Source organism: Paenibacillus sp. MCAF9 (assembly GCF_052114265.1).
Taxonomy (GTDB): Bacteria; Bacillota; Bacilli; order Paenibacillales; family Paenibacillaceae; genus Pristimantibacillus.
Window position 1 is genome coordinate 1 of sequence record NZ_JBFREL010000041.1, and the last position, 16015, is coordinate 16015.

General features: G+C 44.0%; 15 protein-coding genes. 10 read left to right on the forward strand and 5 right to left on the reverse strand.

The window, feature by feature from the left end; genetic code table 11:
* Nucleotides 1–194: hypothetical protein (locus tag AB4Z45_RS30385; protein ID WP_441913131.1), on the forward strand; the 194-nt coding region annotated here is incomplete at its 5' end.
* Here the strand turns inward: AB4Z45_RS30385 and dnaN are convergent.
* Together dnaN and AB4Z45_RS30395 are read right to left on the reverse strand one after the other, a co-directional pair.
* Nucleotides 160–1290: a DNA polymerase III subunit beta gene (gene dnaN, locus AB4Z45_RS30390; RefSeq protein WP_441913133.1), complete on the reverse strand. Its 1131-nt coding sequence runs from the start codon at nucleotides 1288–1290 to the stop codon at nucleotides 160–162. The genes AB4Z45_RS30385 and dnaN overlap by 35 nt on opposite strands.
* Before the next feature lie 15 nt (nucleotides 1291–1305).
* The gene (locus AB4Z45_RS30395; protein WP_441913135.1) at nucleotides 1306–1557 is read right to left on the reverse strand and encodes a CopG family transcriptional regulator; all 252 of its coding nucleotides are present in this window, start codon (nucleotides 1555–1557) and stop codon (nucleotides 1306–1308) included.
* A 307-nt stretch (nucleotides 1558–1864) separates the two neighbouring features.
* Between AB4Z45_RS30395 and miaB the strand changes: the two genes are divergently transcribed.
* From miaB to AB4Z45_RS30410, 3 genes are all read left to right on the forward strand, one after another.
* The gene (miaB, locus tag AB4Z45_RS30400) at nucleotides 1865–3457 is read left to right on the forward strand and encodes a tRNA (N6-isopentenyl adenosine(37)-C2)-methylthiotransferase MiaB (protein ID WP_430054880.1); all 1593 of its coding nucleotides are present in this window, start codon (nucleotides 1865–1867) and stop codon (nucleotides 3455–3457) included.
* A gap of 23 nt (nucleotides 3458–3480) precedes the next feature.
* Entirely contained in the window at nucleotides 3481–3975 is a 495-nt protein-coding gene (locus AB4Z45_RS30405; RefSeq protein WP_441913137.1) for a RicAFT regulatory complex protein RicA family protein, read from the forward strand.
* 135 nt (nucleotides 3976–4110) lie between these two features.
* Nucleotides 4111–4629, forward strand: a complete 519-nt coding sequence (locus tag AB4Z45_RS30410) for a hypothetical protein (RefSeq protein ID WP_441913139.1) — start codon at nucleotides 4111–4113, stop codon at nucleotides 4627–4629.
* 105 nt (nucleotides 4630–4734) lie between these two features.
* Here the strand turns inward: AB4Z45_RS30410 and AB4Z45_RS30415 are convergent, their stop codons facing one another.
* Complete coding sequence (locus AB4Z45_RS30415; RefSeq protein WP_441913141.1) at nucleotides 4735–5349, reverse strand: biotin transporter BioY; 615 nt, start codon at nucleotides 5347–5349, stop codon at nucleotides 4735–4737.
* A gap of 122 nt (nucleotides 5350–5471) precedes the next feature.
* On the opposite strand from AB4Z45_RS30415, the gene AB4Z45_RS30420 reads away from it, so the two are divergent.
* Complete coding sequence (locus tag AB4Z45_RS30420; protein WP_441913143.1) at nucleotides 5472–6323, forward strand: ATP-binding cassette domain-containing protein; 852 nt, start codon at nucleotides 5472–5474, stop codon at nucleotides 6321–6323.
* Complete coding sequence (locus tag AB4Z45_RS30425; RefSeq protein WP_441913145.1) at nucleotides 6313–8112, forward strand: ATP-binding cassette domain-containing protein; 1800 nt, start codon at nucleotides 6313–6315, stop codon at nucleotides 8110–8112. Before AB4Z45_RS30420 ends, AB4Z45_RS30425 begins: the two co-directional genes overlap by 11 nt.
* On the opposite strand, the gene AB4Z45_RS30430 is transcribed toward AB4Z45_RS30425, so the two are convergent.
* Both AB4Z45_RS30430 and AB4Z45_RS30435 read right to left on the reverse strand, forming a co-directional pair.
* The gene (locus AB4Z45_RS30430; RefSeq protein WP_441913147.1) at nucleotides 8086–8685 is read right to left on the reverse strand and encodes an HAD family hydrolase; all 600 of its coding nucleotides are present in this window, start codon (nucleotides 8683–8685) and stop codon (nucleotides 8086–8088) included. The two genes, AB4Z45_RS30425 and AB4Z45_RS30430, sit on opposite strands and share 27 nt — an antisense overlap.
* Nucleotides 8682–9893 (reverse strand): MFS transporter, encoded by a 1212-nt coding sequence (locus tag AB4Z45_RS30435; protein WP_441913149.1) that lies wholly within the window; start codon nucleotides 9891–9893, stop codon nucleotides 8682–8684. Before AB4Z45_RS30435 ends, AB4Z45_RS30430 begins: the two co-directional genes overlap by 4 nt.
* A gap of 165 nt (nucleotides 9894–10058) precedes the next feature.
* Here AB4Z45_RS30435 and lepB point away from each other — a divergent pair, with 165 nt between their 5' ends.
* From lepB to AB4Z45_RS30455, 4 genes are all read left to right on the forward strand, one after another.
* On the forward strand, nucleotides 10059–10601 hold the full coding sequence (gene lepB, locus AB4Z45_RS30440; RefSeq protein ID WP_339209012.1) for a signal peptidase I: 543 nt from the start codon (nucleotides 10059–10061) through the stop codon (nucleotides 10599–10601).
* A gap of 173 nt (nucleotides 10602–10774) precedes the next feature.
* Nucleotides 10775–12253 (forward strand): sensor histidine kinase, encoded by a 1479-nt coding sequence (locus tag AB4Z45_RS30445; protein ID WP_441913151.1) that lies wholly within the window; start codon nucleotides 10775–10777, stop codon nucleotides 12251–12253.
* Nucleotides 12231–12920, forward strand: a complete 690-nt coding sequence (locus AB4Z45_RS30450) for a response regulator transcription factor (protein ID WP_076269246.1) — start codon at nucleotides 12231–12233, stop codon at nucleotides 12918–12920. Before AB4Z45_RS30445 ends, AB4Z45_RS30450 begins: the two co-directional genes overlap by 23 nt.
* A gap of 24 nt (nucleotides 12921–12944) precedes the next feature.
* Entirely contained in the window at nucleotides 12945–15974 is a 3030-nt protein-coding gene (locus AB4Z45_RS30455) for an efflux RND transporter permease subunit (RefSeq protein WP_441913153.1), read from the forward strand.
* Nucleotides 15975–16015 lie beyond the last annotated feature (41 nt).

A 16015-nucleotide genomic window follows, 5' to 3' on the forward strand; every position in this document is an offset into this window, starting at 1 on the left:
TATTGAATGTACATAGAAACCTTCCTTTCGAAGATGGTTGGGTGGTACCTCCATTTTACCAAAGGTTGGTTTCTTTGTTTTTTACAGATTTCAAAACTTTGAAGAGGGTGCCTCTAAAGCCTATGGCTTTTGGGACACCCTCTTTTATTTGTCTTGAAATTATAGCTGATGCGCAGTCAGCACTGGAGAAATAATGTATAGTGTATCCTCGTTGTTGGTCGGCCTGACTAATATCGGTTTATTTTTTCCTGTAAATCGCAACAACACTTGTGTGCTGTCAATAGCTTGCAAAATATCTCTCATATATTTTCCATTGAAAAAAACAACAATCGGCTCACCAAAAATATGGTTAATGGCGAACTTTTCCGAGACATCACCTATCTCAGCTGCTGCTGCAAATAATTCGACTTCACAAGATGAAATACGCATCCCGATGGCATGTGTATCACTAACGAGCAAGCTGACGCGTTGGACGGCCCGAAGAAAAGGAGCGGTGTTCATCGTTATTTCTGTTGAAAAGGTTTGTGGCACCAATCTTTCAACTACAGGAAATGTTCCTTGAATAAGCAGCGATTGCATACTGAAATTTAATGTGTTGAAGGAAATGACCTGGTCTGAAATCGTAATTTGTGTTTTGCTAGATCCATCTGACAACATTTTGGAATAATCGGACAAATGTTTTGCTGGAATAACAAACGGAACTGAATCTGAGCTGTTTTCACTTAGATTTGAGGTGCTTGTAGCAAGCCGAACGCCATCGGTAGCAGAAAGCCTCAGCTTTCCATTAATGGTTTGACAAGAAATGCCTGTCAATATCGGTTTCGCTTCAGATGTGGAAGCTGCAAACGAAACTTGCTTCACAATCTTTTTAAACGCTATATTATCGATTTGAAATTTAGCTTTATTCTCCAAGCTGCGCATATCTGGAAATTGTGAAACATCCATTGTAGCCAGACTGTATATAGAATGATCTGATTCAATATGTATAAAATTATGTTTTAACTCTGCGAGCTTTACTTTGCTTTCAGTTGAAAAACTGCGGACAATATCGAGCAAAAGACGAGCGGGGATAACTGTACTTCCTTCTTTATCAATTTTAAGCTGGTCACAATGACAAGGGATAATATATTGAAGAGCCATAGATGCATTGCAGGCTGTGAGAGAAAGACCATGGGCTCCGGCTTGAATTTTAATGCCTGAAAGAATAGGGGAAACTGCTCTTAATGCCAAACCAGCAGCAATATGCTGAAGTCCAATATGCAACGATTGCTGTCTCACTTCAACAAGCATGATTGTCACCCGTCTTTACAATAATTTGTCGTGTGTATTTAATGATGACTCTATTATTCCGCGAATTACTTCAGATCGGGAGAGACCAGATGTTTTGCACTGATTTTCGAGCTCGCTCCAGACCTCATTGGTGAGCGTTAAAGAAATTTTTTTAGTCTCCCCAAATCCCTTTCTTCCGGCTCCAGCACGAGGTCCTCCACGGGAAAACATGATGGAAACCTGTCCTTCTTCGTCGGGCACAGCAATTTTTATTTTTTTTCCTGGCATAAAACTACTCCTTTTTCGTTTGAATAAGGTAACTTTAATCAATAATCAATATATTAACTTTAGCATGTAAATTATGACATTGCAATGTGGGTTCTAAAACATTAATCAATGTCCATTGTATGGCTGCCATTTGACGATAGATATCAATAAAAATGATAGTAAAAGAAAGAAACCATTTCTATAAGCTTTTTTTTGATTTGCTTGCGATGGATTAGGCGGGGGCGTTATGATATAATTTCTAATTGATATGTTCAAATGAATAAATATAATTGATTATGGAAATTGCAGATAAAGGAAGTGAATCCCCATGACGAAGGAGACCAAAAGCACACCAGACTTAAAATCTGGCACGGGTGTTAAGGACTACTCCAAGTATTTCGATTTTTCGGATGCAAAGATTTTACGAGAAGAAGATGGCATGACTACCGTTCGAATTAAAGGTCGGAATATACAAATCAACTCTGCTCCCAATCACAAGGATGAGAAGAAGCGGGGCAAAGAGGATATCGAGGTGCATTATGACTTTGCGATTCCTGCTGAGCTTCGATCGATGGGTATAGGCAAGTTTTATTTAATTCAAACGTATGGCTGCCAAATGAACGAGCATGACACCGAAGTCATGAAGGGCATGTTCGAAGAAATGGGATATACAGCTACAGAGGATCGAAATCTTGCGGATGTGATCTTACTTAATACATGTGCCATTCGTGAGAATGCTGAAGATAAAGTGTTTGGCGAGCTTGGCCATTTGAAAGCGCTGAAGACGGAGAAGCCGGATTTGCTGTTAGGTGTTTGCGGCTGTATGTCACAGGAAGAATCGGTTGTAGGACGTATTTTGCAAAAGCATTCTTTTGTAGATATGATCTTTGGTACGCATAACATTCATAGACTTCCGTACTTGCTGCAAAATGCTTATTTCAGTAAAGAGCTGGTCGTTGAGGTATGGTCCAAGGAAGGCGATATTATCGAAAATATGCCTAAGAAACGCGAAGGAATGCGTGCTTGGGTTAATATTATGTACGGATGCGATAAGTTTTGTACGTATTGCATCGTGCCCTATACACGCGGGAAAGAGCGCAGCAGACGTCCAGAAGATGTTATCGCTGAAGTGCGCGACTTAGCTAGACGTGGATTTAAAGAAATTACATTGCTTGGGCAAAATGTTAATGCTTACGGCAAGGACTTTGAGGACATCAACTATCGCTTTGGCGATCTGATGCATGATATGTCCAAAATTGACATTCCGCGTATTCGCTTTATGACGAGCCATCCGCGTGATTTTGACGATCATTTGATTGAGGTGCTTGGAACCGGCGGCAATTTGGTTGAGCATATTCATTTGCCTGTACAGTCCGGCAGCACCGAAATATTGAAACGAATGAGCCGCAAGTATTCTCGCGAGATGTATCTAGAGCTGGTTGCTAAAATTAAAAAGGCAATACCGGGTGCGATGCTCACTTCAGATATAATCGTCGGTTTCCCTGGTGAAACAGACGAGCAGTTTGAGGATACGATGACGCTGGTGAAAGAAGTTGGCTTTGATTCGGCTTATACTTTCCTTTACTCTCCGCGTGAGGGTACACCTGCCGCTAGTATGGAAGATAACGTTCCGCTAGAGGTGAAAAAAGCTCGTTTACAGCGTCTCAATGCGCAGCTTGCTGCAAATGCGAGAGAAAAAAATGAGCAGCTTCGCGGCGAAATTGTCGAGGTTCTCATTGAAGGCGAAAGCAAAAACAACGCTAATGTCCTTTCCGGACGGACGCGTACGAATAAATTAGTGCATTTGGAAGGTCCAAAGGAATGGGTTGGCCAGTTTATTATGGCTAAGGTTACCGAGGCGCAAACTTGGTATATCAAAGCCGAAAGTATAGAACAGGATGCACAAGAAGCCGTTAGCTAACGGTAAAACAGGAGAGATGACAAATGGCAGAGCAGCATACAGCAGAAAATCAAGCAGAGCAATGTGACCATGATCATGAGCATGGCGAAGGCTGTGGAATTCCGAGTTTCCATACTCGCGATCTCATCGTTCGAGAGGATATTTCGAAAAAAGCGAAAGAATTAGCAAATCTCATCTTTACTTCAGAGGAAGTACAGCACTACCGCCGTGCAGAGCTGCAAATTAACGGCAATGAGCGCGTGCAGCAGTTGATTACAAAAATTAAGAAAAAACAAAAGGAAGTTGTTGCTTTCGAGACCACTTTCAAAAATGCAGACATGGTTAAAAAGATCGAAGGCGAAATGGAAGAGCTGCAGGACGAGCTTGATGGCATTCCTATCGTATCCGAGTTCCAACAAAGTCAAAGCGACATCAATTATTTGCTTCAGCTCGTTATTTCGATCATCCGTGATACAGTGTCAGAGAAAATCAACGTTGAGGATGCGTCAGAGCCAGCTCCTGAAGAGTGCAGCGACTAAAATAAGCTAGACCAGAGTTATAAGCCGTATGTTTTGCAGCTCCTTTTTTGGGATGCAGACATGCGGCTTTCATTTTTACATATGAAATGTAACTTTTTTTCAAATTAATATAACTGGCGGAAGGGATTAAGTCATATGAAATATAGACAAATAAACCAAAACACTGAAGAAGATTTTCAAGATTTAGAATTCGATATCGTTGAAAGTCATGTGATAAATCATCAAAATTATTTTCTTGTTCATGGTCAATATGGAAATGAAATTGTTGGCTTTGAAGTGCTAATAAACAAGGATATGATTCCTGGATGGAATCAGGGAGAAATCAATCAAGAGGCATTTTATTTTGAGGGAATAACTCTTAAATCAATTGGTAAAGAATCAGATGCGTTCATTAAGGCTTTGTTGGAGCTTTATGGCTATGAGGGAGAGCTAAAGTGTGATGATGAAATCTCATTTACATGTTTTGCACTAGAGGGTGACCCTAGAAATATTGCAAATGAAGATATTAAGTTTAAGGTCTTTTTCGATGATAATAATGAGCTTGATTTGTATTGCGAAATATATATGAATATATCGGTACAGAATAAGGTTTTTGAATTGAAAGAAAAGGATACTGAATATCGCGGGAACATTTTAAGAACTTTAGGAAAATAACTCACGAGGCATTTCGAAGTAGATGTCTAAAACAAAAACCGCTATATTCCGATTCAAGATTTCTAATCGGATAAAGCGGTTTTTTGCTTTCATAGAACAGCGGTTTTAAACATTAAAAGTTGTTTTCTCTTCGCTATTTCTTACGGTTGACGAGCGAATGTGGACAATGTAAGGTGTTAAAGAGGTTGCTAAAATAGCACCTGCCAATGATTTTAGTGCATCACCGATAATGAACGGATAGAATCCGACCGTCATCGCTTTCTGGAACGAAAGGTCCAGAGAATTCATAAGCCATGGAATGCCTGGAATGTATGAGGTGATGGAGCTGAATAGCTCGAAAATGATGAAAAAAACAATAAAAGCTAAGGCTTTATTTCCCTTTGACATTTTACTGCGTAGAAATCCGCCAATCGCTAGGCTAACCAATAGCGAACAGAATGGGAAGGCGAATATAAAGCCGCCAGTAGGTCCTGTTAGATGAGGGATACCGCCTTGCCCACTAAATAGGGGCAGGCCGATAGCAGCAAGCAAAATGACGATAAATATGCTGAGGAAAGCGTTGCGCGGCGTCAGAAAGAGACCGGCTAATCCAACAGCCAAGGTTTGAAGAGTAATCGGGACAAATGAGCCGCCGAACTTAATTGTCAAAGAGCTCATGACGATAAACAAAGCTGCGAACAAAGAAATAAAGACGAGTGAACGAATGTTGCTGGTTTGCATAATGATGTTAGTCTCCTTTATGTACTTGCGATATTATTGTTAACCATTTATATTTAAAACAGGTTAACAAATCGAATTGTAGCATAGCCTATCGTTTTCGGGAAGAGGTTGGGTGAAATTTTTTGAATCAGAGCAATCAGGTACAATTGAAGCAGGTTACCGTTACGCCTCCGGCAATAGGTGAAGGACAAAAACGGAAACCAATAATAAAAGATATTTCGCTTGTTATAAAAGAGGGAGAATGGATTACTCTGCTTGGCTGCAATGGAAGCGGGAAAAGCACAGTTGCGAAAGTAGCTGCTGGTTTTCGGGTAGCAGGCGTCAGCGGTCAAGTATTAAGGAACATTCATACTGCTGCAAAGGGGAAGCCGATTCCAATTGTTATGCAGCAGCCTGAGGCAGCGATGATCGGAGCAACGCCGCTCGAGGATATTATTGTCATGCTGGAGCAGAATGAGCAGGAAGCGGCTAGTATTCGATCTGAAGCCGAGCACGCGCTGCAAAGAGTAGGCATGGGTGAGAGAATGCATCAACCGATTGAAACCTTATCCGGAGGGCAGAAGCAGCTGGTTGCGATTGCGGGATGTTTGGCATTAAAAGCGCCCATGCTTGTGCTTGATGAGGTAACAGCGATGCTGGACCCAGAAGCAGCAATCTCTGTGCTGGAGCAAACAAGAAGTTTGCAGCAAGCCGGAATTACGGTCATTTGGATTACGCAGAAGCTGGAGGAACTGCAGGCGGGAGATCGAATCGTTGCGATGAATGCCGGTACGATTATGTACGATGGCGGGGTAGAAGCCTGGTTTGCTAGATCGGCTGCGGGAGCAAGGGATAGTTTTTGTGAGCAGCTTGGTTTGGAGCCTCCTTATTGTGCTCAGGTGGCATGGGAGTTAGAGGAGCATGGTGTGAAGCTTTCGCCTTTTCCGTTCACAGCAACTATGCTGGCAGAGGCGGTGAAGCAATATGGGCGCTGACTGGCAGTTAAACGGCGTTAGCGTGGACGCGGAGAATGACAAAGAAAAACAGCTGCTAAAAGAAGTACATACGTCCTTTAAAGCAGGTGAAATCACACTTTTAATCGGGCGAAATGGTGCTGGGAAGTCAACGCTGCTTGAGACATTGGCGGGCATACGATCGATTCAAAGCGGTAATATTGAGCTGGGCACCGATCAGCTATGGATGGAGAATGGCCGCCGCAGCCGTCTAAATCCAGAAGTGGTGCTTAAGCTTGGCATATCGATGCAAAATGCGGAGTCACAGTGGTTTGCGTCATCTGTACGAGAAGAAATGGTTTATTCTCTTAAGCCCTATAAGCTCGATTCATCCATAATCGAGGAGAGAATCGCGGAAGCTCTTGCGAGAGTAGGGCTTCCAGTGGAGGTGTTAGAGCGTGATCCATGGACGCTCAGCGGCGGTCAGCAGCGACGGCTGTCACTCGCCTGCTTATTGGCGTGTGAGCCGGATTGGCTGCTGCTGGATGAGCCGACGGCGGGGTTAGACGCCGTCGGTATTCGCCGCTTGTGCGCGGTGCTGGAAGCGCACAGGGCGGCGGGGCGCGGAGCGGTCGTGGCAACGCACGACCTCGACGCGCTGCTGCCGCTGGCGGACGCGGTCGCCGTTGTTGACGGCGGCACGGTCCGCGCAGCGGCTAAGGCGGCGGCGATCGCGCATGCCGCCTCTGCGCCGCAGGCGCTTCGCGCGCTGGACACGCTGCGCGAGGAAGCGGCTATGCCGCTGGAGCAGTTCATCCAGCGCGCAGACGCGGATGAGGCGCCTTGGCCGGCGCCGCAAGAGCTTGCTGCGGCGATTTCAATTGCACTCGCGAGTCGAGACAGCCAGAAATCAGAAGCAGCAGCCGTAGTTGTAACAAATGGTATAGCAAGCAACGTAAATACTGAGCACAACAAGCCAAACACATTTTCAAAAGAAGAACCAAAAGAAGAACCAAAAGAAGAACCAAAAGGTAAGCTCGCTGAAAAAACGATAACAGAGGGTTCACAATTGGGAGCCGCTAAACCATCGGTTTTGCTGCGTTCAGATTATTTTGATCCTCGTGCGCTTATACTCGTTTATTTATTTCTATCTGCGAGCATTTTTGCGCAAAAAACAGCATTGGAGCTAACGGTCGCAGCTGTTTCAACGATATTGCTTTTAATTCCGTTTCGTACACTCATTTGGCCTTGGAGACGAGTCATTCGCGCGTATGCCATTATGATTATTATTTTTTGCGTAATAGCAGGCATTGGCATTCGTCCGCTTTCCTTTGATTTGGACAAGGTTTGGCCAATAGTTAGCCGATTAGGCAAGCTTTTGTTGATTATGCTTTTAGGCCTGCCTATGCTAAAGCTGATGACGCCTTTACGGCTTCAGCGCTCGCTTGAGCAAACCTTTGGTATCCTAGAGAGGCTGAAGGTGCCCATTCATTCCTTTGCAATCATCGTCACACTTATTTTTCGGTTTATTCCTTTACTAACAGGAGAGTGGGAGCGATTTGCGAAGCTGGCTCATGCGAGAGGAAAGGCGGTTACGCCTCTTAAGACGGTACCGATGAAAAGGCTTCTACCGATTCTTATTCCCTACGTACGTTCAATATTGCGTCTTGCGGAGCAAATGGCGGATGCGCTTGAAGCACGCGGCTTTGGTTATGCGAAGCGAAAGCCGACTTATAGCTTTCGGCTTCGCTTTAGGCGAGCAGATGCTCGTCTAATGAGTATTGCAGCAGCAGCAGGCTCATTGCTATTTCTTATTGCTGTATTGTTTTAAAAGAGGGAGAACCTGCGAAATCCAACGTCCATCTTCATCGGCAAGCAGCGTATGCCATCCGTGCAGCGCTGCTTGCTTTGTGTTTTTAGGATGATCATCAACAAATAAAACAAAGCTCTCAGGCGGCAGCTGTTCATTTACTTTGTCAAAAATAGCTGGATGAGGTTTTTGGAGTGCTGCTTCACTTGAGATCGTAATACTTTTCAAATAAGGCTTGATAGGTGTGATGATGGGTTCAACCCATGCAGGTAAATGATTACTTAACACATGAATATCAGCAACAGCATTCCAATTGCCGATTTCTGCAAGGGCAGGGAGCGGCAGTAGGCATCTATCGATAAAACTTCTGGTTTGCGCACTAGTTAAGTTTGGCGTATATTCAGCAATCCAGCGCCAAAATTGTTTCTCTGTTATTTGGCCTGTCCATAGCCGCTCGCTAATTTGCTGCTTATATTCGGAGTAAAGTTGTTCTTCAGAAACGATCGCTTCCGCAGCCAGCAGCTGCCAGAAGAGCGGCGACAGGTTTGTCGCCAGCACGCCTCCAATATCGAGCACGAGCTGCGGCTTAATCATCCGCTTACCTCCTCTGCATGATTCGTGAGTGCGGCAAACTTAGCTTTGCGATCTGACATCGCCCACTTGATTACAAGTGCAAATGCGACAGCTCCAAGCAGCGAGCCAAATAGGAAACCTCCGTTCAATCCCCAGCTTTCATTGAGCCAACCAGCAAGGAATGGTCCAGAGAACATTCCAATGGCATATAGCGCTTGATATAAGCCCATTGCTGTTGCACGGCCAGGAAGCTCGACATCTCGAATCGCCAGTCCCAGCAGAAGCGGCATATGTAAGCCTTGCGCAAAACCATTAATCGCTTGCGTTGCGACAAGTACACCAAAAGAATCCGCAAACACCATTGCTCCTGTGCAAATGGTACTCAATATAAAGCCAGCGCCAATCGTACCCCAATAGCCGAATTTAGGCGTAAACCACCTCGCTGTAACGAGTGAGGCAAAAGCATGGGGGAGCATAAAAGAAAATACGAGCAAAGTGAGCTTCAGACCGTCTGCACCCATTTCTTGAGCTTTGAGAGGTGTAAATCCGAACATCGTTATAAAAAGAATGCCATGAGCAAGGATGGACAACAAAGAAACCTGCAGCAATGTTTTAGTTTTTACCACATTTTTGATCATGGCAAACGACATTCCTGGCTGTTCTTTCAGCTCCGAGCGAGGCTCTTTCAGCATGAAAGCGAGCACTAGACCAAGGACAGCAATGACAGCGCCTACAATAAATGGAGCACTTGAGCTAAAACCATCCGTTAACCATCCGCTAAAGAGCATGCCGATCATTTGTCCGGATACCGTCATCACGCTAATATTGCCCATTGCACGACCTGTCTGCCCGGCTCCAAAATAGCTGGCATAAAGCACGGTGAACGCGACCCAAGTAGATGCGCAAACGCCTGCCATCAATCTGCCAGCAAGCGGCCATACCCATGAATCAGGGATGAGGAACAGCAAGCAGCTTATCGCAGCGGTTAACATTCCTAATAGGATGAAAGGCTTGCGCTTTCCAAAACGATCTGACAAAATGCCGAGCGGAAATCTTACGAACATTTGAACAAAACCATAGCTTCCAAGCACGATGCCGATAAAAGGCAAGGACAATCCCCGATCACTAAGGTAAGGTGAAAGCGTAGGGACATATACATACATGGAAGTCCAATATAAAATGGTTATAGCAGTAAAAAGCAATCTTTGTGCTCCAGAGATTTGATTCATCGTTGTGGAAGCCCCCTTCGCTTTCACTTTATCGCAAGTCTGGTTCGGTTGTCACTTCCTATTTTGGGCGCTATAATGAAAACTTTGTACAGCAAAGAACGTATTAGGTAGACAATTATTATTATTTTTACAAGAAAAAAACACTAACTGATGAGGAGAATGTTCATGCAAACAGAAAAACGCAAAACAAAAAGCTGGATGAAAGAAGTAAGAGAATGGGTCGTCTCGCTTGGTATTGCCGTCGTTGTAGCGCTGCTGTTCCAAAACTATGTCTATGCTCAATCGGAAGTACATAATGTATCTATGCAAAATACGCTGGTCGCTGGACAACGATTAATCGAAGACAAATGGTCTTACCGGCTTCATGAACCTCGTCACGGCGACATTGTTATTATTAGCGGACCAGAGAGCGATTTGCGTTTAATTAAACGTGTCGTAGGCTTGCCTGGAGACGTGGTTGATATCCAAAACGGGGAAGTATATTTGAATGGAGAAAAAATCGAAGAGCAATATGTTAAGGGTCAGACAGTAGCTGGCAGTGTTTCAGTGCCTTTTACAGTTAAAGAAGGACAACTGTTTGTTATGGGTGACAATCGTGAGCATAGTATGGATAGCCGTGAACTTGGTCCAATTGCTAGATCCAGCATCGAAGGCAAAGCCGTATTCCGGATATGGCCGCTGCCTAAGTTCGGTACACTAAGCGAATAATTATTTTATCGCATTAAATAAAAACGTCGTTAATTAAATAAACAAAATCATCAAACGTAATACTTTTGTAAGAAATGGTTACAAATTCGTTTAGAAATAGCCGTTATGATTAACCATAGAAACAACGACAGAAACACACTTAACAAAAAAGCAGCAGCGAGGCGTGAACAAGATTGTCCATTCGAGTAAAGCTGTATATGTCATACTTGGCGATGATTTTTGTACCGATCATATTAATGAGTGCTTTTATGATATTTATCTTTTATGCTCGCGGAGTTGAGGATGTTCGTCATTATTATGAAAATGAGAACAGAGAGCCTTATCTTCAAGCCTTGGTGTATGGCGAATTATCCTATGTGCTTCGCAATGATTCCGGCGAGCTCGAGAAGAAGGAATACGTAGCCGAAATTCAAGAGCGGTTAGGCAAGCTGTGGGCAGGACTTCTTATTTCCAGGGATGGGAAGATTACTTCTGTAGCGCCTTTCTTGGAGCAGACAGCTGTTCATGCTGATTGGCAGCAATTATTGGACGAGCCGCCTTCGAAGGTTGCATTTAATTCATTTCGATTCGAAACGAGTACCGTCGATTTTATTTATCCTGATGGGGGAGAGGGTCGTGCTGTTCTGTTTCGGAGAAATGATACGGTTCCTATCTATTGGAGACCGGTCGGCACAGCTTTCAGTTTAGCTTTTATTGGATTAACGAGCTTGCTGCTTACTTACTTTGTATCAAGAAGCATCATTCGTCCCATTAAGAAACTAGAAGCCGCAGCTCTACAAATTAAGGATGGCGATTTGTCGCACAAGGTTGAGGCCACGACGAAAGGTGAAATCGGACAGCTTAGCATCGCGTTTGAGGATATGAGGGTAAGATTGAAGCAGTCGATTGATCAAAGCCTTCAGTATGAAGAAAACCGTAAAATGCTGCTGTCTCATATCTCGCATGATTTGAAAACGCCAATATCTGCGATTAAAGGATATGTCGAAGGGATCATGGACGGCATCGCGAACACGGATGAAAAGCGGAAGCGCTACATGGAGACAATCTATCGTAAAGCTACAGATATGGATCAATTAATTGATGAGCTGTTCCTATTCTCGAAGCTTGATCTTCAAACGGTTGCCTTTGATTTTAAAGTGATGGACATTAAACGCTACTTGGAATATTTTTTGGATGAGCAGCGGTTTGATCTGGAAAAATCAGGGGTAGGATTGCATTATATCGAGCATGGTTCTGATCCGCTGATGATCGCAGCCGATCCTGACAAGCTAAGCCGTGTTTTAACTAATATACTTAACAATTGTGTCAAGTATATGGGACAATCTTCTAGTCTCGAGAAACATAACATCGTTGTTCGAGTTACAGAACTGGAGGAGCACGCTCTAATTGAAATTGAGGATTCAGGTCCCGGCATTGAGAAGGATGATTTGCCTTATATCTTCGATCGTTTCTATCGCGCGGAGCAATCACGCAATTTAGAGACTGGTGGAAGTGGTCTCGGTCTTGCAATCGTCAAACAAATTATTGAAGGGCACGGCGGAACGGTCTGGGCGGAAAATGCAGAGCATGGAGGTGCGTTGTTCTGTCTGAAATTGCCTAAGTCAGTATCCGTCAAAACGGTGGGTGGTCATGAAGAGCATACTAATTATTGAAGATGAGAAAGCCATTGCCGAGCTGGAACGAGATTATTTGGAAAGTTACGGTTTTAACGTTCAAATTGAAGGGAGAGGTGATATAGGACTTGAGAAAGCGCTAGAAGGAAAGTTTGATCTTATCATTTTAGATGTAATGCTTCCTAAAATCGACGGCTTTGAAATTTGTCGACAAATTAGACAAACGATCAATATTCCAGTGCTGATGGTAACCGCGAAAAAAGAGGATATTGATAAAATACGAGGATTAGGACTTGGCGCTGACGATTATATGACCAAGCCCTTCAGTCCAAGTGAGCTGGTAGCACGCGTGAAAGCTCATTTGGCTCGTTACGAGCGTTTGACAGCTGACAAAGGGGAGCGAGGCGAGCATATTCGCATACGCGGATTGTTTATCGATAAGCCTTCACGAAGAGTCATGATTCATGAGCAGGAAGCGATGCTTACTTCAAAGGAATATGAGCTTCTGCTGCTTTTAGCTTCACACCCTAATCGCGTGTTTGAGAAAGAAGAGTTGTTTGAACGTATTTGGGGGCTTGATTCAAATGGAGACGCAGCTACGGTTACGGTTCATATTCGGAGGCTGCGTGAGAAAATTGAGCATGACCCATCCAAACCTCAATATATAGAAACAATTTGGGGAGTGGGCTACCGTTTTAAAGTATAGATAGAAGATGAGGAGTGGGAGAGATTGAAGAGCATCATCCGATTTTCGCTTAATAACAAATTTGCTTTGTGGATTTTGACGCTGCTTGTGTTATTTGCTGGACTTTATTCAGGAATGAATATGAAAATGGAAACATTGCCCGATATTACGGTTCCAATCGTAAGCGTCACAACTGTATTGCCGGGTGCTGCACCTGAAGAGGTAATGGAGAAAATTACGAAGCCGATTGAGCAGCGGACTCGCAATCTTAAAGGTGTTAAAGTCATTAGCTCAACATCCTATGAGAATGCTTCATCTGTCGTTATTGAGTACTCCTATGAGACAGATATGGAAAAGGCGGAAGCGGAAGTTAAAAATATCCTCTCCGAGATTAAGCTTCCAGCAGGAACGCAAACCCCATCCGTTTCACGTATCAGCTTGAATGCATTCCCTGTCCTTGCAATGAGTATCTCCAATGAAAAGATGAATTTGGAGCAGCTTACGAAGGAAATAGAAGAAAATGTATTGCCGCGCTTTCAAGGTATTGAAGGTGTAGCGAGCATTCAAGTTTCTGGACAAAATGTTAAGGAAGGTGAACTATCCTTCAAAACGGATAAGCTAAAGCAAATCGGCTTAACCGAAGAGATGGTGAAAGGCATCATCCAAGCGTCAGCTATTTCTGTACCGCTAGGTATTTATGAATTTGGCGAGACAGAGAAGGCGCTGGTCGTTGATGGAAACATAACGACTGAGAGTGATTTGAAAAACTTAGTCATCGTGCCAGGTGTTAAGCTTAGCGATGTTGCTGATTTAAGCATCGTAGGCAAAGCAGAGTCTATTTCTCGTACGAATGGCAAAGACTCCATTGGGTTTAACGTCGTCAAAGCGGCTGATTCCAATACGGTTGACGTTGTTAATAATGTAAAAGCAGAAATAAAAGAGCTTGAAGGCAATAATGATGGTTTGTCTATTGTAACGACACTTGATCAAGGCAAGCCGATCGAGGATTCCGTTCACACGATGTTAAGCAAGGCGGTAATCGGCGCATTGTTCGCTGTCATTATCATTATGATTTTCTTGCGCGATATTCGTTCCACGATTATTGCTGTCGTTTCGATTCCACTTTCCATCCTGATCGCTCTTCTGATTTTGAGTCGGATGGATATTACACTGAACATTATGACACTTGGTGCGATGACCGTCGCGATTGGGCGGGTAATCGATGACTCGATTGTCGTTATCGAGAATGTATATCGACGAATGGCGCTCCCTACAGAGAAGATGAAAGGCAAGGAATTAATTCTTGATGCGACGAAGGAAATGTTCGTACCGATTTTGGCTTCCACAATCGTAACGATTGCCGTATTCCTGCCTCTTGGACTTGTTTCGGGCATGATTGGTGAAATGTTCCTGCCGTTTGCATTAACGATTGTATTTGCTCTACTAGCATCATTGCTTGTTGCCATTACGGTCGTTCCAATGCTGGCGCATATGATGTTCCGCAAAGGGATGAAAGCTGGCAAGGCGCATCACGATAAGCCAGGCCGCTTAGCGGAATGGTACAAAGGTGCACTTCGCTGGTCGCTTGATCATAAATTGGTTACTTTTGGTTTAGCAACACTACTACTTATCGGAAGTCTGTTCCTGCTTCCAGTGATTGGAACGAGCTTCATTCCTGGCGACGAACAGAAAATGATGATTGTTTCCTATAATCCAGCACCTGGAGAAACGCTTGAACAGGTAGAGAAAATGGCTCTTGAAGCTGAGAAGAAATTGCTCGATCGTGAAGGTGTTACCGTCGTGCAATATGCAGTTGGCAGCCAAAATCCATTTAGCCCAGGAGCTTCTAAACAAGCGTTGTTTAACTTGAGCTATGATGAGGATTATGCTGGTTTTACAGCTGAGAAAGAAAAAATTGTACCTATGCTGCAAGAGCTAGGCGGCAAAGGCGAATGGAAACAGCAGGACTTCGGAGGCGGAGGTCTTGGCGGATCGGGCATATCGATGCTTGTGTATGGTCCGGATATGAACACTGTTCAACCTATCGTGGATGACCTTATGAAGAAGCTTGCAGATCATAAGGATTTGAAAAATATTGATTCCAGCTTATCGGAAACGTATGAGCAGTATCGCCTTGTAGCTAACCAAGAGAAGCTTAGTCAAAACGGATTAACAGCAGGCCAGATTGCAATGGCACTTAGTCCTGTTCGCGAGCGTCCCGTTCTGACGACAGTTGAAGTGGATGGCGAGGAATTTAATGTTTTTGTGAAGGTTGATACAAAAACCTATACGAATAAATCAGATCTAGAGAATGTGAAATTGACTACTCAGTTAGGTACTGAAGTGGCTTTGAAAGATGTCGTGACTATCGAAGAAGGTGAGTCGCCGAATACGATAACAAGACGTGATGGTCGTATGTATGCTGAGGTTTCAGCAGATGCAATTTCATCTGATGTCGGTAAGGTTTCGGCAGATTTGCAGAAGATGATTGATGAGACTGATCTTCCTGCTGGCGTCGATATCGAAATGGGCGGAGTAACGGAGCAGATCAATGAGTCATTTATGCAGCTAGGCTTAGCGATGCTTGCAGCGATTGCTGTCGTTTATCTCGTACTTGTCATTACATTTGGTGGTGGACTTACACCATTCGCAATTCTGTTCTCCCTTCCGTTTACGATTATCGGTGCGCTAGTAGCACTGTTAATTGCAGGAGAAACACTGAGCGTTACCGCAATGATTGGTGCCCTGATGCTCATTGGTATCGTGGTCACGAATGCAATCGTCCTTGTTGACCGAGTTATTCAAAAAGAGAAAGAAGGACTTTCCGTCCGCGAATCACTTATTGAAGCAGCGGGTACACGTCTTCGTCCGATTCTAATGACGGCAATTGCAACCGTAGGTGCGTTGCTTCCGCTCGCATTTGGATTCGAATCAGGCGGTTTGATTTCTAAAGGTATGGCGGTTACCGTAATTGGCGGCTTGACGAGCTCAACACTGCTCACGCTCATTATCGTACCTATCGTTTATGAGTTCTTGAACCGTAAACGCAAACCACGCACTGCAGAAGAAGCATAACAATTCGAGATAGCAGAGAGGCTGTCACAAGGTCATTGATC